At 42.9% G+C, this 18,757-nt stretch carries 18 protein-coding genes; 6 read left to right on the plus strand and 12 right to left on the minus strand.

The genetic code is table 11. The features are described 5' to 3' along the window. Positions 1–2: 2 nt before the first annotated feature. Genes cyaB through BHR79_RS02695 form a run of 5 tightly spaced genes read right to left on the minus strand, consistent with a single transcriptional unit; the run spans position 3 to position 3,924 of the window. On the minus strand, positions 3–518 hold the full coding sequence (gene cyaB, locus BHR79_RS02675) for a class IV adenylate cyclase (RefSeq protein WP_072560907.1): 516 nt from the start codon (positions 516–518) through the stop codon (positions 3–5). 4 nt (positions 519–522) lie between these two features. Continuing rightward, on the minus strand, positions 523–912 hold the full coding sequence (locus BHR79_RS02680; RefSeq protein ID WP_013036644.1) for a Zn-ribbon domain-containing OB-fold protein: 390 nt from the start codon (positions 910–912) through the stop codon (positions 523–525). A gap of 6 nt (positions 913–918) precedes the next feature. Further along, complete coding sequence (locus tag BHR79_RS02685; protein WP_072560908.1) at positions 919–2,091, minus strand: thiolase domain-containing protein; 1,173 nt, start codon at positions 2,089–2,091, stop codon at positions 919–921. A gap of 10 nt (positions 2,092–2,101) precedes the next feature. Further along, a complete protein-coding gene (locus tag BHR79_RS02690; RefSeq protein WP_072560910.1) occupies positions 2,102–3,151 on the minus strand; it encodes a hydroxymethylglutaryl-CoA synthase in 1,050 nt (349 codons plus the stop codon). Between the two features lie 32 nt (positions 3,152–3,183). Next, positions 3,184–3,924 carry a helix-turn-helix domain-containing protein gene (locus BHR79_RS02695; protein WP_072560912.1) on the minus strand — a complete coding sequence of 247 codons (741 nt, stop codon included), beginning with the start codon at positions 3,922–3,924 and terminating at the stop codon, positions 3,184–3,186. Between the two features lie 127 nt (positions 3,925–4,051). On the opposite strand from BHR79_RS02695, the gene cas4 reads away from it, so the two are divergent. Together cas4 and BHR79_RS02705 are read left to right on the plus strand one after the other, a co-directional pair. Then, positions 4,052–4,840 (plus strand): CRISPR-associated protein Cas4, encoded by a 789-nt coding sequence (gene cas4 / locus BHR79_RS02700; RefSeq protein ID WP_072560914.1) that lies wholly within the window; start codon positions 4,052–4,054, stop codon positions 4,838–4,840. A 45-nt stretch (positions 4,841–4,885) separates the two neighbouring features. Next, on the plus strand, positions 4,886–6,784 hold the full coding sequence (locus BHR79_RS02705; RefSeq protein WP_072560916.1) for a phosphoadenosine phosphosulfate reductase domain-containing protein: 1,899 nt from the start codon (positions 4,886–4,888) through the stop codon (positions 6,782–6,784). Between the two features lie 24 nt (positions 6,785–6,808). Here BHR79_RS02705 and BHR79_RS10390 read toward each other — a convergent pair whose 3' ends face one another. Next, positions 6,809–7,201 (minus strand): hypothetical protein, encoded by a 393-nt coding sequence (locus BHR79_RS10390; RefSeq protein WP_083433005.1) that lies wholly within the window; start codon positions 7,199–7,201, stop codon positions 6,809–6,811. 198 nt (positions 7,202–7,399) lie between these two features. Here BHR79_RS10390 and BHR79_RS02715 point away from each other — a divergent pair, with 198 nt between their 5' ends. Then, complete coding sequence (locus tag BHR79_RS02715; RefSeq protein WP_072560917.1) at positions 7,400–8,056, plus strand: DUF2284 domain-containing protein; 657 nt, start codon at positions 7,400–7,402, stop codon at positions 8,054–8,056. Between the two features lie 46 nt (positions 8,057–8,102). Here BHR79_RS02715 and BHR79_RS02720 read toward each other — a convergent pair whose 3' ends face one another. The 4 genes from BHR79_RS02720 to BHR79_RS02735 all read right to left on the minus strand — a co-directional run bounded on the left by BHR79_RS02720 (position 8,103) and on the right by BHR79_RS02735 (position 12,598). Beyond that, positions 8,103–9,062 (minus strand): arsenic resistance protein, encoded by a 960-nt coding sequence (locus BHR79_RS02720; protein WP_072560919.1) that lies wholly within the window; start codon positions 9,060–9,062, stop codon positions 8,103–8,105. A 308-nt stretch (positions 9,063–9,370) separates the two neighbouring features. Beyond that, a complete protein-coding gene (locus BHR79_RS02725; protein ID WP_072560921.1) occupies positions 9,371–9,703 on the minus strand; it encodes a CGGC domain-containing protein in 333 nt (110 codons plus the stop codon). Continuing rightward, positions 9,700–10,809 (minus strand): (Fe-S)-binding protein, encoded by a 1,110-nt coding sequence (locus BHR79_RS02730; RefSeq protein ID WP_072560923.1) that lies wholly within the window; start codon positions 10,807–10,809, stop codon positions 9,700–9,702. Before BHR79_RS02730 ends, BHR79_RS02725 begins: the two co-directional genes overlap by 4 nt. A 67-nt stretch (positions 10,810–10,876) precedes the next feature. Beyond that, positions 10,877–12,598: a thiamine pyrophosphate-binding protein gene (locus BHR79_RS02735; RefSeq protein ID WP_072560925.1), complete on the minus strand. Its 1,722-nt coding sequence runs from the start codon at positions 12,596–12,598 to the stop codon at positions 10,877–10,879. A 537-nt stretch (positions 12,599–13,135) separates the two neighbouring features. Here BHR79_RS02735 and BHR79_RS02740 point away from each other — a divergent pair. The 3 genes from BHR79_RS02740 to purH all read left to right on the plus strand — a co-directional run bounded on the left by BHR79_RS02740 (position 13,136) and on the right by purH (position 16,127). After that, on the plus strand, positions 13,136–13,546 hold the full coding sequence (locus tag BHR79_RS02740) for a threonyl-tRNA synthetase editing domain-containing protein (protein WP_072560926.1): 411 nt from the start codon (positions 13,136–13,138) through the stop codon (positions 13,544–13,546). Between the two features lie 42 nt (positions 13,547–13,588). Beyond that, complete coding sequence (locus BHR79_RS02745; RefSeq protein ID WP_072560928.1) at positions 13,589–14,161, plus strand: class I SAM-dependent methyltransferase; 573 nt, start codon at positions 13,589–13,591, stop codon at positions 14,159–14,161. 349 nt (positions 14,162–14,510) lie between these two features. After that, positions 14,511–16,127 (plus strand): bifunctional phosphoribosylaminoimidazolecarboxamide formyltransferase/IMP cyclohydrolase, encoded by a 1,617-nt coding sequence (purH, locus tag BHR79_RS02750; RefSeq protein WP_072560930.1) that lies wholly within the window; start codon positions 14,511–14,513, stop codon positions 16,125–16,127. A gap of 5 nt (positions 16,128–16,132) precedes the next feature. On the opposite strand, the gene BHR79_RS02755 is transcribed toward purH, so the two are convergent. Continuing rightward, a complete protein-coding gene (locus BHR79_RS02755; RefSeq protein ID WP_072560932.1) occupies positions 16,133–16,969 on the minus strand; it encodes a class I SAM-dependent methyltransferase in 837 nt (278 codons plus the stop codon). A 40-nt stretch (positions 16,970–17,009) separates the two neighbouring features. Further along, on the minus strand, positions 17,010–18,701 hold the full coding sequence (locus BHR79_RS02760) for a NosD domain-containing protein (protein WP_072560934.1): 1,692 nt from the start codon (positions 18,699–18,701) through the stop codon (positions 17,010–17,012). Positions 18,702–18,757: the final 56 nt, after the last annotated feature.

The following is an 18,757-nucleotide window of genomic DNA, read 5'->3' on the forward strand; positions in this document are numbered from 1 at the left end:
GTTTACTCCATCACCAGTTCCAGATAGGATTTACGGATGGAATCTTCAGGTTTAAGGCCAAAATTTTCCATCATCGCAAAAATGCGTTTTTTACTTTCTTCCATATCAGCATCCGAGATTATCTCAAACTCGATGAACTGGCCCAGCGAATCCACCTCGTCCAGACACAGGGTTATGTCACCTATTTTGAACACATCCCTCAACTTCTGGACCCTGGCAGTTTCTTTGAAACCAAGTCTTTCCAGAATCTGTATCATGGCTTCGGCTTCCACATGAGTCTGGATTTCCTCACGACTTTTGGTTACTTCATCCAGTTTTTTACCCTTGTAGGTCAGGACCTGCCTGTCATTAACAGAACGTATACGCAAAGCTTCGTCCGTTTCTGCAAAATTCCGGTGCGGAGCATTATAGTAAACATCAAAATGCTCCTCTGTTTCCAGGAATTTTGCATCAAGCCTGTCAAGAACTTCACGGGCATGAGACAGGTCGATACGGGATTTTACTTCTACCTCAAGCATCTCATCACGCCGGTGTGAATTTGGTACCGTAATGGAGCATTCCCTTGTCCCCGCTTTCACCGAGTTTGCGGAACACCGGCCTTACCTTCATACCGATGTTCACATCCTCTGGTTGTGCTATGATCTGGGATGTAAGACGTGGGCCTTCTTCCAGTTTCACAATACCCAGCACATACGGTGTCTGGTGTTCAAACCCTTCAGCTGCTGAATGAATTATCGTATAGGTTACAAGTTCACCTTTGCCACTGAACTTGTATTCCTCCATCTCCCCGTTCCTTCTGCAAAACGGACAGGTAGTCCTCGGGGGATAATAGTATTCATCACAGTTTCTACAATGGTTACCTACGAGATTATATCTCTGTACCTGCTGTCTCCAGAATCTTGCAACAGACATCTACAATCACCTCTCCCTGCCTAATATATGTACAAGTGCAGTCGCACCGGACCCTCCTACATTATGGGCCAGTCCGATCTCAGCACCCTCTACCTGTCTTTTCCCTGCCTCTCCGCGAAGCTGGTTGACAATTTCTGCAGCCTGTTTGATGCCTGTAGCACCCACGGGATGACCACAAGCTTTCAAGCCGCCTGAAGTGTTTACAGGGATCTTGCCGCCAATCGCTGTATTACCTTCTTCAACGAATCTGCCACCCCGTCCTTTCTCTACAAACCCAAGGTCTTCAATGGCACATATTTCTGCAATGGTGAAACAATCATGCACCTCTGCCACATCGATATCATCCGGCCCGATTCCTGCCATCTCATAGGCTCTTTTTGCAGCATAGACACTCGCATCAAGAGTGGTAATGTCGCGACGGTCATGCAGGGCAATAGTATCACTTGCTTGTCCGGACCCTTTTATATATATCGGAGTATCGGTGTATTTGTGGGCTTCTTCAGCAGGAGCCAGGACAAGAGCGGCTGCTCCGTCAGTAATCGGAGAGCAATCAAAGATATGTAAGGGGTCGGCAACCATAATGGAATTAAGCACTTTATCCACTGTAATATTATTCCTGTACTGGGCGATTGGATTATGGGTACCATTCTTATGATTTTTCACAGCAACCTGTGCAAGCTGCTCACTGGTTGTTCCATATTGCTGCATATGCATGCGGGCTATCATGGCATACAAACCGGGGAAGGTGGCACCCATCATACCCTCCCACTCCCGGTCCGCTGCTGCCGCAAGGGCTGAAGAAGCGCCAACGGAGGAAACGTCTGTCATTTTTTCAACGCCTGCAGCTACCACTATATCATTGTAACCAGATGCAACGGACTGTATTCCCTGCCTGAAGGCCAGTCCCCCTGAAGCACAGGCGGCCTCCACACGGGTGGAAGGTACATGCAAACCGGCTGCCAGGCCGGAATAATCAGCTATCAGGGCACCGATGTGTTCCTGTTCAACAAACTGTCCGCCGCTCATATTACCGACAAACATACTGTCGATACTTTCTCCACCAACTCCGGCATCCTCAAGAGCTCCGACTCCGGCCTCAACAACTATATCACGGAAAGAGCGCTCCCACATCTCACCAAATTTGGTAGTATAACTTCCGATAATTGCAACGTCTCTCATTTTTATCCCCTCATGCACGTTTTATCTTGCCTTTATGCTTTGCATACATTGCATAATCCATGTAGACAGGATTTGCAAGCAATTCCTCTACCCGGGGAGCTTTATCCCTTATCTTATCGATCTTGTCCGTTACCCTGAAACTGAAGGCATCTGCCCCTGCACCTGAACCAAAGGCTGTGGCAAATATCCTGTCTCCAGGCTTTGCCTGGTCAAGAGTAGCTGCAATACCCATCAGGCATGAACCGGAATAAGTATTACCCAATCTTGTGACCACAAGCCCGGGAGCAATTTTTTCCTTACTGAATCCCAGCATTTTTGCCACCCTGGAGGGGAACTTACCATTGGGTTGATGGAAAACTGCATAATCGTAATCCTCAGCTGAAGTGCCAAGTTTATTCATCAGACCTTTTGCGGCACCCAGAACGTGTTTGAAATAGCCGGGTTCTCCGGTGAAACGTCCGCCGTGTTCGGGATAAGGCATACCCTCGCGTCTCCAGAAATCAGGTGTATCGGTCGTGAAAGAATAGGTATCTTCGATAATTGCTACCATTTCTTCTTCTTTGTTGCCTATAATATAAGCCGCACCGCCAGCAGCAGCGGTATATTCCAGTGCATCTCCGGGTGCACCCTGTGATACGTCTGAACCTATAGCAAGCCCCAGGTCTGCCATACCGGATTGCACCAATCCCATACATGCCTGCATACCGGCACTTCCTGCTTTACAGGCAAATTCCAAATCCGCTGCAGTCATCTCAGGGGTCGCTTCCACCGCTTCAGCCACTATTGTACTGGTGGGTTTGACCGCATAGGGATGACTTTCAGAACCTGTATATATTGCCTCTATTCTGGAAGGATCAAGGCAGCTGCGACAAATTGCAGCCCTTGCAGCCTCTACCGCAATTGTTACAGTATCCTCGTCCAGATCCGGGACGGATTTTTCATTCACCATGAGGCCTGCACTGAGTATATCTGCATTATCACCCCATACCTTTGCTATATCCTCCACTTTTATCCTGAATTTGGGGATATATGTACCGTATGAAACAATCCCTACGCTCATTGCTTAAATCACCTTTTGATCAAAAATAAATATCATTCCATTACCTGATATTGACTGTAGTGTTTTAATGCCTCGATCAATTCATCAAGGTCCATAGTCGTTGCCAGCAAAGGGATCCTGTCAACTTCTGCCATTTTTTTGGCCATTGGATCCACCTCCCTGATGCTAAGGCCATGCAGAACCACTGCTGCAGGTTTCAGGTTTGTGACCCTGATTGCTACCATGGGGGATTTCCCTGTAGACACTTTTGTGAATATCATGGCACGTTCGGTGCTCCATCCATAAAGTTTCTGGAATTCATGGGAAGACAATTCAAGGATTGCCTTCTTACTGTCTACCACCGTAAAACCATACAGGGGTTTTTCCACACCCCGGTTGGCCACATCCGCCTCTATAAGAGTGGCCAGTTTTGCAAGCTGCATTGGATATGTGTATTCGTAAGTTGCATAGACCGCTTTTGATGCCTGATCACTGTATAGCATGCCTTCATAGGCATGTACCTTGTGGCCTCCGCTTTCTGAATCAATATTTATCAGAGCATCCACAATCTTGCTGACGATAAGGGTTCCCGGAGACTTTCGTCTTCCACTTTCATAATCACTTATCACAGAGGGCGAAACACCCAGATATGAAGATATATCAGTCTGGGCTATCTCGAAATTGAGTCTCCATTTTTTCAGAGCCTCCCCGGGCTTATCCGAAAGAGTGATCTCACCAGCCATTTTTTCAGCCAGGCGGTGACGTAAGTTTTCCTTTGATGCATCCTCGGTCATGTGCTACAATTACCTCAATACCAGCATGCATATATATTTAACGAATGTCGATTCGTCTATTGCCGATGTTCGGATATTCATTCAACTTAAATATTATGCAATTTGTTAACTTCTAAATATGTGTGCAATGTTCTGCGAAACAAATTCCAATGTTTCGGAAGTAGTGCTCTACACTAAGTGCCCCCGAAAAGTATACTTTGCCAGCAGGAATGAAACAATAGCAGATGACATTAAAAAACCTTACATCCGTCATTTGCTGCTAAAAGAACTGGCTCTTTCCTGTGCAGAGATTGCCAGGTCACAGCAGGAAATGTTCCCCCTGCTGCAAACGCGGGTAGAAGAAATAGTACAGGAAATAATAACCATCTATTCTGACGAATTGGAGCACATTGATGAAAACCAATTCAAAGATGCTGTGGAAGATGTATACGAAGTATTGCCTGCAATAGCAGCCAATTTAAAGAGCCAATCCGATGAAGAAATGATTGAACTCATAACACCCGTTGAAATCGAACCCCTGATGCATTCGGACAAATTAAACTTAACTGGTGCACCATCGGCAATCGTCTTTCACGATAACCAGAAGATACCTCTGCTCATAAAGACCAGTAATGCCCCAAAACAGGGTGTTTGGAAAAATGACCGGATACCTCTGGCAGCCTACTCCATGCTTGCAGAAGAAACATACGGTCAGCCGGTAAATTCCGCAGTGCTTTTTTATGCCTCACAGGGCCAGGCAAGACCCGTGAGAATACGGCCAGCCGAGCGCAGGGAGGTGCTTAATATTCTCAAACGAATAGAAAAGATAAAGAATGGAAAAATGCCTCAGGCAAAGCGGGGAAAACTCTGTGTATACTGCCCATACGAACATATGTGTGAATCACAGGGGGATTCACTGGCTTCAAAGTTCTTCTGAGAACGACCACAATATTATTTAACCAGTACAGGATTTCCAGCATAGATGTCACAACCTGTATTCCATGGAGATTTGCTGCTGCAATGGTGCCACAGCTGCAATGTACCAGTTCTTGGCAAAAAATGTGCCTGCGGGGATGAATGTGTAAAAGTAAATGTTACACCCCCCGGAGATATAAGGCCGGCTTTTTTGCACGATATCGAACACATAAACTGGATATCAGAACAACAATTCAACAACCCGCTTCTTGACACGGACAGGGTCGTGCTGCTCAACAAGGCACCCTACGAAGACCGCATGGATGAGATTATTGTTGATGGCGAAGTAATTGCAAGCATACGTTATGAGATCGGGAAACTTGAATGGGTACTCCTGCCCCGACTGGAAGCCGCTCGCAGGATTTTGGCAGGCAAAGAAAACCTTACAGGTTACGTGACCATCGAGGAAGATGTGAAAAAATTCCTGCACAAAGGTGCAAACCTGCTTGCTCCGGGAGTGCTTGATGCGGACCCGAAAATACAGAAAGATGACGAGGTCATAATAATTACCCCCGCCGGCGAAGTCGTTGCCACAGGGCGTGCCCGGATGGATGGCCGGGAAATGATGGAAGCCAAGAAAGGCACTGCAGTCAAACCCCGGTGGAAAGCGGATACGACTTTAAAAGTCAATGACAGAAAACCTTCATGCTGGGGCGATGTTATCCGGGCAAACCGATTGATAATGAATGAATCAATTGCAGAGGCCCAAACCTTCATCCAGAAAACCATTGAAAAAGAGGAACTACCGATATCTGTATCTTATTCCGGAGGCAAGGACAGTCTTGCAGTAATGCAGCTTGTAGATGAATGTGTCAGAGATTATGAAATGATGTTTGCCGATACCGGGCTTGAATTCCCTGAAACACTGGAGAACATCCGGCATGTGGGAGAGTTATATTCAAAGGATGTCAAATCCATAAGTGTCGGTGACGCCTTCTGGGAATCCATCGATGCTTTCGGGCCACCTGCAGTGGAAATGCGGTGGTGCTGCAAAATATGCAAGCTCGGCCCCATAAGCCGGTTGATAGAAGAGAATTATGATAAAGGCTGCCTGACCTTTGTGGGCCAGCGCAAATATGAATCCACCACCCGGGCCCGTAGTAACCGTGTCTGGAAAAATCCCTGGGTGGGCAACCAGACCGCAGCCTCACCGATACAGGACTGGACTGCCCTGCATATCTGGCTCTACATATTCATGAATGAGTTGCCCTACAATCCCCTCTATGAGAAAGGTTTTGACCGGATGGGATGTTGGCTGTGCCCCTCATCTTCATTGGGGGATTTGAAACGTCTGAAAAAGACCCATCCCCATTACGAAGAAAAACTGATGAAGCATTTGTATGCCTATGCCGAGAAAACCGGCATCGACAAGCAATGGGCTGATTATGGGCTCTGGAGATGGAAATCACTCCCCGCCAACATAAAAAAAATAGCCGAGGAACTGGGAATTAATACTGCTCCCACCAAATACGACCCTGAAAAATTGACATTTACCTCAAGTGTGGGTCATCGGCCCTGCACCACCGGGGAAATGACAGCTGAGGGAAGTTTCTCCACAGCCCTTGACATGGAAAAAGTAAGGAAAAGCGGCATGTTACTTGCTATTGGCGAGGTAAAGTATACAGACGAGATGGCAATGATCACCCGGCAAAAAGATACAGCACAGGTCTTTGCGACAGGTTCGGTAAGAGTGAGAGCATCTTCCAAATCCGATGCCGGGAAACTCCTCAAGGATACAGAAAATTCAATACGCCGGACTCTGGGCTGTATGGGTTGCGGGGTGTGTATCGGCAAATGTTCCCGCAATGCAATCCGGATCGAAAACAAAATTGCCTACATCGGGGATAAGTGCACCCACTGTGGCAAATGTATAGAGGTCTGCCCCGTGGTGAAATTTTCTGAATAACAGTCTTATTTTATGGATGAAGATTCAGATGGCATTATTTATTACAAGATACAGGTATATTCCACCCAAAAATACAGCCAGCCAGAGAACCAATTCAATTCTCATATATCTTTTACTCTTCCAGCTCCACCTATTGGTGACAAATAAAGCTCCTAATGCCAACGTTATGATGCCCAACGAACCATGGGATAGAATTAATGGTAGAATTGAACCTGTGCCAATTATAGAAAGGTAAGCAGAATAGGCCATATATAATACAGATATTATTGCCAGAGAATAACCAACATTGATTATCTTACCATGTTTTGATATTCCTTCATTCATGGATGTGCTCTTTTTCAAAGCAATAAAACCTATAACAATCAGCAATAAGGCTACTATTTGCAAGATCATTGAAAATACACGAAGTTCAGACATTGTTAATCCAGGTATAATAATCCCCCCAATTATTACCTAAATGAAATTATTTTATACTTTAATATATCAGCCCGGAGCTTATAAGTTTTTGGACAACAATAGTTAGTAGGATTAATCACTAATTTTGTAGCATTGGTTAATTAGTACACCCCAAAATACAGCAAAAACCGGATATAGACTGAAAAGGTAGGCTAAAATATGACCATTCCTGACGAGAATTACAGAATTCTGGAACAAATGGGTGAAGAACTCGGAGCAAAAAGTATCAGACTTATTCCTGCAGAGAACATAATAGTCGAGAACAGGACTATTTTAAAATGCATATTTGGATGTAATGGTTACGGCAGTCAGGTCTGCCCTCCCTTTATACCGACAGTGGAAGAATTCAGGCAAATGCTGACGGAGTACCAATGGGCCCTGCTCGTTGACTGGAAATCAGAAAACCGGTTTTCCAGGGAAATAAGTGAGAATTTTATTAAATACAGTGTCAAATCCCCTGATGAAGAAGAGATTAAACAGCAGCATGAAGAAACTTTAAAAACTGTTATGAAGGAGCGCAAGGAAAGAATCCAACCGGGAAGTATAGAACTTGAGAAACTCGCCTGGAAACTGGGATACAATACTGCTCTTGCCACTTTTCCGGGAATGTGCACATGGTGTGCCAACAGTGATTATACCGATGTAAACTGTGCAAGTTCCCAGGGAGAATGCCATCATCCGACCATTCGCCGACCCTGCCTGATGGGACTTGGTATCAGGCTTGACAAAACATTGAATAAACTGGGCATACCTTTCCAGAAATTCCCCATGGACGATACAATCCCCTCTCAATATACGTTGATATTGCTGGATTAATGGTCACCAAAATTACAGTAAAAAAGAAGTGTTCGTTTTTACAGCTTCAAGAGACAGATTTTCTAATCCACAACAACGTATGGGATATGATGCCAAGTACAGGTAATTCTATCAAAGGCCCTATTACAAGTGCCAATGCGATAAGTGGTTCTTCTGGAAAAGCTGTAAGTGCGATTGCAAGCACTATCGGGGAATTACGTGCAAGTGTTGTAAGGTTCAAGCTGGCAGTATCCTGATATGAAAAACCAAGATATCTTCCAACGATTTGTCCGACGACAAAGACGATGACAAAGAACAACAAGACTGGAGTTATGAGTTTTAGAAGTATTAGGGGATTCTGGACAAGTTGTTCACCCTGAGATGCGAACATAGATATAATTGCAAGATTTAAGAATAAGAACTGGACATGGTCAAGGTTTGGAAAGATTTTTTCCTGAAGCCAGTATTCTCCTTTTATTCCAGGCACGACAGTCTTTGAGACAAGAGAAGCAATAAAAGGGATGAGCAATACAAGGACAACGCTCTCCATAAGCAGAGTCGGGTTGATAGTTGCAATGTTCCCTGCAAAAAGCAAAAGATATATTGGCAATAATAACAACTGAAGAATTAAATTCATAGGAAGGATGGAGGCTGAGAGGGGGACATTGCCCCTGGCAATCCCTGTAAAAAGCAAATACCAATCAGTACAGGGAGTAACCATTAACATAATAAAGCCAATCCATAATGCAGGCGTATCACTCAGGAACAAAAATCCCAGAAAAAAAGCCAGCGTTGGATTGAATATGAAATTTATGCTTGCACTGACTCCTGCAAATTTCCAGTTCTTAAAGGAATTTTTCAATTGCCCGAGAGGAACCTGTAAAAAAATCCCAAACAACATTACCATAAGAAATGGGACAATGAAAAGGGAAGCATAATTGCGGGCAAGCGTGTTTTGACCAAGTATCAATCCGATAGATACTGATATTAATATGAATACTGACTGATATTTTTCAACGAAATTCATAATTTTCCTTTAATTATTGAGGTGTATCATGAGAGGAGAATATCAAATTAGCTTTCCAGGTTAAAAGCGTGACAGTTTTTCCATTACCATCTAGCATTACATGAACTATGCTCATGCATTTTGTGGCATTTCAATTGCTTGTAACCTGTAACTACAGATTTACAAGATAGAGTGGAACTAAATAGATATATTTGCAAACTATATGTAAAAATGATATCAGATTAGAAGAACATTGTAGTGTATTTTATTCTATATAGTGGTGTTTTCTGTTTCAAACAAGATCAAAATTATTCAATGGTGATTGCCGATTAATGAGTATAATCAATTAATTGTATCGAATCACCTATTTTCTTTTTGATTGCTGTTTTCATCTGTTCAGAATGCGGACAGGCAAAACCTATTGGATTACCTTTTGTGATGCAAGAAGCAAGAGCAATTGTATCGGCTCCACGTCTGACCATTTCAGCAGCCCTCGGAACTGCTTTCTTTCCAGGGCAACCACCACATGAAACAACACCTATCACTTCAATTTCGCCCTCAACATCTTTGAATGCAAGTTTTTTCTCCTTCATTACTTTAAAATCCGTTGTTGCAGGACACATATCCTCTGTTTGCATACATCTGATTAAACCTACTTTCATGATTTCATCTCCTTGACATCTCCAAATATGTTTTCTGCCAGCAAAACTGAAATGTCCTTCATATTCAGTTCTTCATCCTTTGATTTACAAACACCACCTATATGATGCATGCAGAAGGGACAATAAGAGACCAGCATATCGGCTTTCTCTTTATAGTTCTTAACCGACAACATGGCAATATCCGATGATATTTCCGGGAAGTTGGGTTTAAGGCCGGCAGGTCCTCCACAACACACCTGTTTGTCATCGAAAAGTTCCTTTACCTCCACCATACTTGAAAGAATATCTCGGGGTACATCCTTTAAGTTTCTAACTGGACAGGCATCTCTTATTGAAACGGTGTAATCAAGTTTTTTTGGTTTGAGTGTGCCATCATTGATCATATCCCTGAAAATATTGAGAGAATATTCCACATCAAAATCCAACTCTCGATAAAGATTCGGATACTCATGATTCAAAACTATGTAGCAGCCAGGGCAGGATACGACAACTTTCTTTACTCCCAGGGATTCAATATAGTCTACGAATTTTTTGGCGTGCTCTGCTGCTTCTTCGAGATGACCATTATCAATCAGGAAAAGACCGCAGCATTTTTCTTCCTTTAATAGCATTGGCCGGATGTCGGCATGATTGAGTAGACGGATGGTAGACCTGGCTATATCCGGCTGACTGTGTGCAACCCAGCAACCTGCCATGTAGGCGATATCAGATTTTTCGGATATTTCAAGATCCTCGGTGACCCAATCAAACCTCTTAGAAGGATCCATACCCCCGGGACTGTTGCGTTCAATAATGTTCTTTGAGATCGCTGTGGTTTTGGCAGGTTCTCTGCCCTGTTTTGCTAACAACTCTCTTTCATACTGTATGATATCAGTTATGGGAATGTCTACTGGACAGACATCATCACAGGCTCCGCAGCGTGTGGAAAGATAAATGTTATCCATTTCGTCCTGTGTCAGTTTTTCACCTGCAACTACCTTTGCGAGGGACTCAATCTTTCCCTGTGGAGTAAAACGATTACCTTCTGTAACCGTATTGGCAGGACAGACATCCCAGCATTTCTTGCAATCTATACATGAATCAATTTTTTCCTGGAAACTATACATGGATCCACCTTTTGTTAGAATGAAGATACTTTATCTATTCCACATTTAATACAATTTGTGACTAGTATCAGTCAGAAGATACCTTTTTGATATACGGTCCAAGAATCATATCGCTGTACGAACAACCTGCAGGAACCTTTGGATAAAGTATTTCTTCCCTGTCTGTAAGAACTTCAAGGAATGATGGGCCGTCTGTATCCAGAAAATCCTCAAGAGACTTTCGCAGATCTTCCCTGTCACTTACCCTTTTTGCGTAATTGAAACCAAAGGATCGGGCAATTTCTGCAAAGGGAATATCCTTTGTTCGTCGGGTTCCGGTACGGATTCCACCGTAGGCAACATCCTGGAGATTCAAAACCATGCCATCACTCATATTGTTCAGTAGCAGTATCTTGACCGGCAGGTCCAGAGATGCTATTGTGTGCAGTTCCCCCAGATTCATTTTTAGGCTACCGTCCCCGTCAATGGCAATAACCTTTGAACCAGGATTGGCATAATGCACACCAATGGCTGTTGGAACTGCAAATCCCATGGTTCCGAACGAACCTGAGGACATGAAACTCTGCTCCTGCTGCATCGGAAGATATTGGGCCGCAAGCATCTGGTGATTGCCGACCCCTGTGGTTATTTTGGTACTCTCATCAATAAAACCTGCCAGCATATCCATCATCTCTGCACTCTGTATCCTGTCTGATTTGTGATTGTAATCCAAGGGCCAGGTACGTTTGAGTCCTGTTGCATATTTTTGCCATTGATTGATATCCAGTTGTATATTGTTCCGTTTTGCATAGGCCAATAAATCGGTAAGGGCGGTGGCAGCATCACCTATGAATGTAAACTTTGGAAAACGTTCGATCTTGATCTGGTGCATTTTTTCAGGGTTTATGTCAATATAAGCAATCTCCGCTTCGATTCCAAAACCGACTTTCTCCGCAATCCGGTCATCCCACCGCACGCCGATGGCAAAGAAAAAGTCATTTTCCTGAATGATCATATTTGCATAGGGTGTGCCAAACATTCCAAGCATTCCCAGATTCAGATCGCCCCGCTCATCCACAACTCCCTTTGCCATCAGTGTATTGACAGAAGGTATTTTGAAATAGTCATTAAAGGCACGTATAGCCTTTCTGCCTCTTCTGGAATTGAGTCCCCCGCCCAGATAGAGCAGGGGTTTTTCGGAATTTAGCAGTAACTCATAGAATTCTGCACATTGCTGGTCACTCAGATGCCGATCATCATTATAGCTTTGCTTGAATATACTGACATCCCTTGCTCTGTATTCATGCTTTTTCTGCTGTTTATCAAGCGGGAAATCTATGACTACAGGACCGGGTTTTCCTGAACAGGCAAAATAATAGGCATCCTTGACTATCGATTCAATATCATCATTGTTGGATAACTGAATAACCTTTTTTGCAGCATCTTCGAATATACCACTTACATTGATATGCTGGAAGGAATCGGTCCCTATTTTGTGTTCCGGAACCTGGCCTGCAAATACAAGCATCGGTATGCTGTCCCCATAGGCATCCGCAACTCCTGTGAGTGTGTTGGTTATGGCAGGGCCTGAAGTAACCATGGCAACACCTATTACATCTCCTGATCTTGAGTAGCCGGCTGCACTGAAGGCGGCAGATTGTTCATTTGAGCTGATGGTTATCCCGATATCGCTGTCATGCAGGGCATGAAATACCGGAAGGATGGCTGCTCCTGTATAACCAAAAACGTGTTTGACCCCAAGATCCTCCAGACATTTAACCAGCCCTTGCGCCCCGTTCATTTCTTCCATTTTCATTCCTCCGTAATCTACGAATGAAAAACCAAATGGGCCCAAATTACAGAATGGATTAATGACCAAAATAAATGATCAGAAAAAGCCAGAAATGTTTCCTTGAGCCAGAATGGTTTCCATTTTCCTGCTCAAGCTACGAGTACTACCACTACTGCTACATCATTTACAACTATATTGCAGTTTATAGTAGTACCTATCATCAAAAAGTTTGATGATAAAATACTATTTAAAATTTATGGTATACTATACCTGCATTCTAATTTGATAGCACTTTTTAATAAATTTTTAACCTGGTCAATTTATCCATAATTCTATTGCTTAGTCTCAAAATACAATATTGAAATTGAATGATCCCCATTATTATTCAAAATTATTCATAAGGAATCTTATATTCTTCATTTAGCATAAGACATACCAAGGAGATTTTTGTCATAATCAATATTCCTATATACCATCCATTCAATAGAATCCAACAAGATCAGGAACAGAATGCATAGTACATAACACGTAATTTTTGCTAGAGGGTGATAAATTATGAAAATGTTACTGTTTGATACTGAATATTTTTGGTATGACACTTTTAGTAAGACCCTAGAAAATGTAGGAGACATTAAAAAAGAAGAAAAAATAGAAACTACTGCTGTTGTTTTCATGCATGTTGAACTGGAGGACGAGGAGAGAAAAAACAAGATCATAAAAAATGCTGTGAAAACTTTCAAGTGGTATCTTAATAAAGTAGATAAAGAAAGAATAGTTTTGCATTCTTTTGCACATCTCTCATCAAGTACATCCTCCCCTGAATTCGCAGCGGAAATTATTTCTGAAATTAAGGAAAAATTAATCAACAAGGGAATAGAGGTCCATACAACACCATTTGGCTACTTTTCTGAATTTTCTATCCATGTTCGTGGCGAATCTCTTGCAAAAATTTTTAAAGAGATATAAGAAACACCAAGATATATTGTAAGCAGATTCTGGACTGGAAAAATGAAAATAAAAGAAAGCGGAATGCCCGATGAAAATGTATGGGAAGGGTTTTTTAGAGCAGATGAGATCCTTAAAAAACTGGGTTTGAACGATAAAATTGCGGATGTAGCCGATTTTGGTTGTGGTTATGGAACCTTTACAATTCCAGCTGCAAAAATAATAAAGGGGAAAGTCTACGCCATCGATATAGAGTCAGAAATGATAGAGATTACAGAACAAAAGGCAAAAGTGGAGAATTTGGGCAATATTGAATTAGTGCTTCGTGATTTTGTATCGAAAGGCAGTGATCTTGAAGACGAAAGTGTAGATTATATCATTTTAGCCAATATTTTGCATGTGGAAGAGCCGGAAAAACTACTCAGAGAAACTTATAGGGTTCTGAGACAAGAGGGGAAAATAGTAATCATTCATTGGAATTATGATCCGACAACTCCAAGGGGCCCACCGCTGGAAATTCGCCCTACACCAGAAAAATGCATAGATTGGGCTAAATCCTCAGGATTCAAAAGTCCCTTGACATATGACCTTAAACCATACCATTATGGAATTGTCCTTAGTAAAGGGAAAATGTGAGATCCCCTTCACAGGAGTTTTTCTGTTTCATATTTTCTCAAAGGAAAACAAGTCCTCACATCTTAATCCCAGGTCCCTACAATATTTCAGATAACAATTGTATTCTGTTTATTCAGGGCAAACTTCATGATAGTTATTGCAGCATTCACATCTATTTTTTAATATATTAGATGTTTGACTATTCTTCAAATTCGAAACCCATAATTTTTCAATTGCAGCATCATTTAAAATTAATTGAGAGTGGCGAATTGAAATGGATGATATGGCCTAATTTAATAATCTCAGGACTTTATCTATTAGAGACCAGAACCTTTATTAGTAATATCTTACAACCTGACTTGGTGATTTTTTGGTAAAAAGGGCATTGCTGAGCGTTTCCGACAAAACGGGAATAGTGGATTTTGCACGCGGGCTCAAACAACTGGATATAGAGATCATTTCAACCGGAGGCACGGCACGTATGCTCCGGGATGCAGGAATAGAAACAATTGACGTATCAGAGATCACCGGATTTCCCGAAATGATGGGAGGCAGGGTAAAGACACTCCACCCAAAGATACACGGTGGCCTGCTTTGCCTGCGGGAAAATCCGGAACATGTCAGCGACGCTGAAGACCTTTCTATTGAACTTATCGACATGGTGGTCGTAAACCTCTATCCCTTCGAGATAACGATATCCAGGGAAGGAGTTAATCTGGAGGAGGCCATCGAGAACATTGATATCGGCGGACCATCAATGCTCAGGTCGGCTGCCAAGAACTACAAATCTGTTACAGTACTGAGTGACCCCGAAGATTACGGACATATTCTCAAAGAATTGCGCTCAAGCGGAGTAGTCTCACAGGAGAGCCGGGAAAAAATGGCAGTCAAGGCATTCCGCCATACTGCAAACTATGACAGTACAATTGATACATACTTAAGCCGCACCTTACTGGGAGAGGATACCCTGCGGCTTAATTTCACAGGCGGCAGAGAACTACGTTACGGAGAGAACTGGCATCAAGAAGCATTGTTTTTCTCCCAGCCAGAAATTGAGGGACCTGCCCTTGCAAACTGTCGCCAGCTGCATGGCAAGGAACTATCTTACAATAATTATGTTGACGGTGACAACGCCCTCCAGACTGTCAAGGAATTGGGCCAGGAAAAACCTGCAGTATGTATCGTCAAACACAATAATCCCTGCGGGCTTGCAACCGGCAACACACTCCTGCAGGCCCTGCAGGCTGCCTGGGACGGCGATCCGATATCCGCCTTTGGAAGTATCATATGCACCAATGTCCCGATGAATCTCGAATCCGCCAAATTCCTCAAGGGCAAGTTCGTGGAGATCATAATTGCTCCGGAATTTGAGCATGATGCACTGGACTTTTTGAAGAATAAGAGCAAAAACCTGCGCCTGCTGGAACTGCCACAACTCAATGAATCCTTTGATGCGGAATTTACCTACAAGTATATTGCAGGCGGTATGCTCAAACAGTCCCGCAATATCGGGCTGTACGATAAATGGGAATGTGTCACCGACACCGAGTATCCCAAAGAGAAAAGGGGCCTGTCCGAGTTCTGTATTGCAGCCTGCAAATGCACCAAATCCAATGCAGTAAACCTTTCATGGGAATATGATGAGGGATGTTACATAATGCTGGCAATGGGTGCCGGCCAGCCCAACCGGGTGGATTCCATCCGCAAATTATGTGCAACCAAGGCCCGGGAAAACCTGAAGGAAATTTATGAAAGGGAACATCCGGATATCGACTTTGAGGAGTACTGCAACGGTATCCTCTCCGAATGTGTCCTGGCCTCGGATGCTTTCTTCCCCTTCGATGACAGCATCATTCATGCCGCCGAGAACAATATCAAATATATTGTATCTCCGGGTGGCTCTATCCGGGACAACGAAGTTATAGACACCGCCAACCGGCTGGGAGTTTCCCTGATATTCACCGGTATGAGGCATTTTTTGCATTGAAAAAATCAGTGGGAATTATCCCACGAGATTTTTACCCGTGACGAGCGACCCACCTGGACCAGCTCGTCGCCTTCTTTTTCCAGTATTTGTTCCAGATGCGATCGCAGTATCTGTTCCTGCTCATTAGTGGCAATCTTGTAATGGGGTTTGTAATGTTGAACTGCCTCTTCCAGGGAAGAAAAGCGGGTGTAATGTGTCAACTCAAAATTTTCCATGTCCGGATAGATTCCCATCCTGTAAAGCACATTATAGAGGACATCACATTTTGGGGAGGGGTAATATTGTCTGCCATGCAACTGCTGCCAGATACGTGAATAATTCCTGTCCCAGGAAGTCAGGCCTGCAAACCAGTAGATGTAAACCCTGCCACTGCTTACCTGCTGGATCTTTTCGATAGCCTCCCTGATGTCAGGCACATGCAAAGAATAGGACGCTACAACCACATCATAAGGAGAATCCAGTTCCTCAAAGGACACATCCTCCCAGTTCTTCTGGATACATGCGACATTATCGAGATGGTAATCTTCAATATTTTCTTTCAGGACTTCGGTCATCCCCTCAGCAGGCTCCACTGCAGTTACATGGGACACCCTTTGCGCCAGGGGAATTGCCATTGAACCCGGACCTGCACCGATATCCAGTATTCGGGAATCGCTGTCGTGCTCGATTTCCTTAAGGGTTTTTTCCAGCCGTTTGCCACTTTTGCGGGAGGATTGCCAGAAACGTTTCGCATTTTCATAGGTCCCCCAGCGATCCGGCTGTTGAACCTGTTCATCCGCCTCGTTATGCAATTTCATCTGCTCGATCCAGACGTTGGCCCAATCAATCTCATCATACAACATGCATGGGAAAAGGAGAGAAGAAGTAAAAAATCCTTTCCGGTTACTCTCTCCTTCTCATGAAGAATATAACTACAATCCCCAGTACACCCACCAACAACAAGGGATTTCCAGTGGGTACATCAAACAATGGCTGCGGATGATAGACAAAATTGCCATCCTCGTCCTCATTGCCGTCTCCCGTGGAAGTTGATTCCCCTATCACAGAAAGGTTCATGGATGTATTGGAATTCCCAAACTCATCGGTTGCATTGATGTTGAGATTGTACATTCCATGAGGGTTTACATCCAAAGTTATAGAATTGTTGATCCAGTAGCCATTGACATTGCTGAGAAGAGCTTTGTCCACTGTATCATTTACACTGGAGACATTGACAACCACCGAGGAAATATCAGAATCATCTGTCACCGAGACATTCAGTTCAAGCAATTCGCCAGGTCCAACTTCCTTTTCCAGTGGAGCAATCGGGATAACCACAGGTGGTTCATTATCATCTGATGTACTTGCAAGGGGCAAATAGTCATACTGCTCATACCCCTCACGTATCGTGTAAGTATCATTGGGAGTATCACAGAATCCATCCCCATTGATATCTGCGTTTACCTGACTGAAACCGGTACCATCAGGAGTCGCCCAGAAGTTCCCTCCAATATAAGGACCACCTATTATATTGGGGCCGGTTTTATTTGTGGTGTTCCAGTTATTTCCAAGATTACTAACACTTGAATAGTCAATATTAGCGTTTTTAGAGTTGTTTAAATAATTGTTGAAGATGTGATTATTGTTGGAATCCCACAAATCTATTCCATAGCCACTACCACTATCCTCCCCATTACCTGTAATTGTGTTATCTGATAAAGTGTGGAAGGTACAATCTTGCAAATATACACCAGAATAACCGTTATTGGAAATAGTATTGTTAGTAATTAAATTCGTATTGCCAGTAGCCCAGATACCATATTCATCATTATCTTGCACAATATTACTGGTTAAATTGTTGTTATTAGCTCCACTCATATATATTCCATTAGCACCGTTGCCAGAAATATTGTTATGAGTCAAATTATTATTCTCAGAAGATATTAGGTAAATTCCATTGCCAAAGTTATCTAGAATGGTGTTATCGATTAATTCAGTATTTCCAGAAGATTCTAGATAAATTCCAAAACCAAGATTTTCTGATGCATCATTTCCTGTCAAATTGTTATTGTTAGAATTATCTCTTAAATAAATCCCATAGTTATTACCAAAAACAATATTATTACTTAGATTGTTGTTTTCAGAAGAAGCCAGATAAATACCAGCGTTGGTCATAATATTTGTAACAATATTAGAGTTTAAATTGCAATGGTTTGCATCGTTCAAATAAATTCCTGCAGTATTACCACCCACAGTACCACTAACATTGAAACCATTAATTGTCACATTATCAGAGTTTATAAATAAAACATAGTCAAAATCTGAAGTAATATTGGTAACAGAAGCACCGCCTACCGAAGTGATGTTCAATTCTTTAGCCACATCAACATTCTGATTATAAGTACCTGGATAAACAAGAATTGTGTCTCCAGAATTATTTGCTGCATTTACAGCTTCCTGAATCGTTGTATAATCCTCAGCCCCATCGTCGTCCACTGTTATTTCAGCAGCCAGGGATAAGGACGAAAGCAATACCAATACTACTGCACTGGCCAGTAATATCCAGAATCTGTGTAAATCGACATTTTCTTTCATAATATATTATAGAGAGTCATGTAGATATAAGATTTCAGAACATTATGTACTAACTA

The sequence above is a fragment of the Methanohalophilus halophilus genome, from assembly GCF_001889405.1.
Classification (GTDB): domain Archaea; phylum Halobacteriota; class Methanosarcinia; order Methanosarcinales; family Methanosarcinaceae; genus Methanohalophilus; species Methanohalophilus halophilus.

Excerpts from the sequence above, each read along its gene's own strand:
- BHR79_RS02755 (WP_072560932.1), bottom strand. The coding sequence starts at position 16,969 with ATGTTGTATGATGAGATTGATTGGGCCAACGTCTGGATCGAGCAGATG.
- BHR79_RS02735 (WP_072560925.1), bottom strand. The coding sequence starts at position 12,598 with ATGGAAGAAATGAACGGGGCGCAAGGGCTGGTTAAATGTCTGGAGGAT.
- BHR79_RS10390 (WP_083433005.1), bottom strand. The coding sequence starts at position 7,201 with ATGTCTGAACTTCGTGTATTTTCAATGATCTTGCAAATAGTAGCCTTA.
- BHR79_RS02695 (WP_072560912.1), bottom strand. The coding sequence starts at position 3,924 with ATGACCGAGGATGCATCAAAGGAAAACTTACGTCACCGCCTGGCTGAA.
- cas4 (WP_072560914.1), top strand. The coding sequence starts at position 4,052 with ATGTTCTGCGAAACAAATTCCAATGTTTCGGAAGTAGTGCTCTACACT.
- BHR79_RS02745 (WP_072560928.1), top strand. The coding sequence starts at position 13,589 with ATGAAAATAAAAGAAAGCGGAATGCCCGATGAAAATGTATGGGAAGGG.
- BHR79_RS02685 (WP_072560908.1), bottom strand. The coding sequence starts at position 2,091 with ATGAGAGACGTTGCAATTATCGGAAGTTATACTACCAAATTTGGTGAG.
- BHR79_RS02730 (WP_072560923.1), bottom strand. The coding sequence starts at position 10,809 with ATGTATAGTTTCCAGGAAAAAATTGATTCATGTATAGATTGCAAGAAA.
- BHR79_RS02705 (WP_072560916.1), top strand. The coding sequence starts at position 4,886 with ATGTCACAACCTGTATTCCATGGAGATTTGCTGCTGCAATGGTGCCAC.
- cyaB (WP_072560907.1), bottom strand. The coding sequence starts at position 518 with ATGCTTGAGGTAGAAGTAAAATCCCGTATCGACCTGTCTCATGCCCGT.
- BHR79_RS02680 (WP_013036644.1), bottom strand. The coding sequence starts at position 912 with ATGTCTGTTGCAAGATTCTGGAGACAGCAGGTACAGAGATATAATCTC.
- BHR79_RS02725 (WP_072560921.1), bottom strand. The coding sequence starts at position 9,703 with ATGAAAGTAGGTTTAATCAGATGTATGCAAACAGAGGATATGTGTCCT.
- BHR79_RS02690 (WP_072560910.1), bottom strand. The coding sequence starts at position 3,151 with ATGAGCGTAGGGATTGTTTCATACGGTACATATATCCCCAAATTCAGG.
- BHR79_RS02720 (WP_072560919.1), bottom strand. The coding sequence starts at position 9,062 with ATGAATTTCGTTGAAAAATATCAGTCAGTATTCATATTAATATCAGTA.
- BHR79_RS02715 (WP_072560917.1), top strand. The coding sequence starts at position 7,400 with ATGACCATTCCTGACGAGAATTACAGAATTCTGGAACAAATGGGTGAA.
- BHR79_RS02760 (WP_072560934.1), bottom strand. The coding sequence starts at position 18,701 with ATGAAAGAAAATGTCGATTTACACAGATTCTGGATATTACTGGCCAGT.
- BHR79_RS02740 (WP_072560926.1), top strand. The coding sequence starts at position 13,136 with ATGAAAATGTTACTGTTTGATACTGAATATTTTTGGTATGACACTTTT.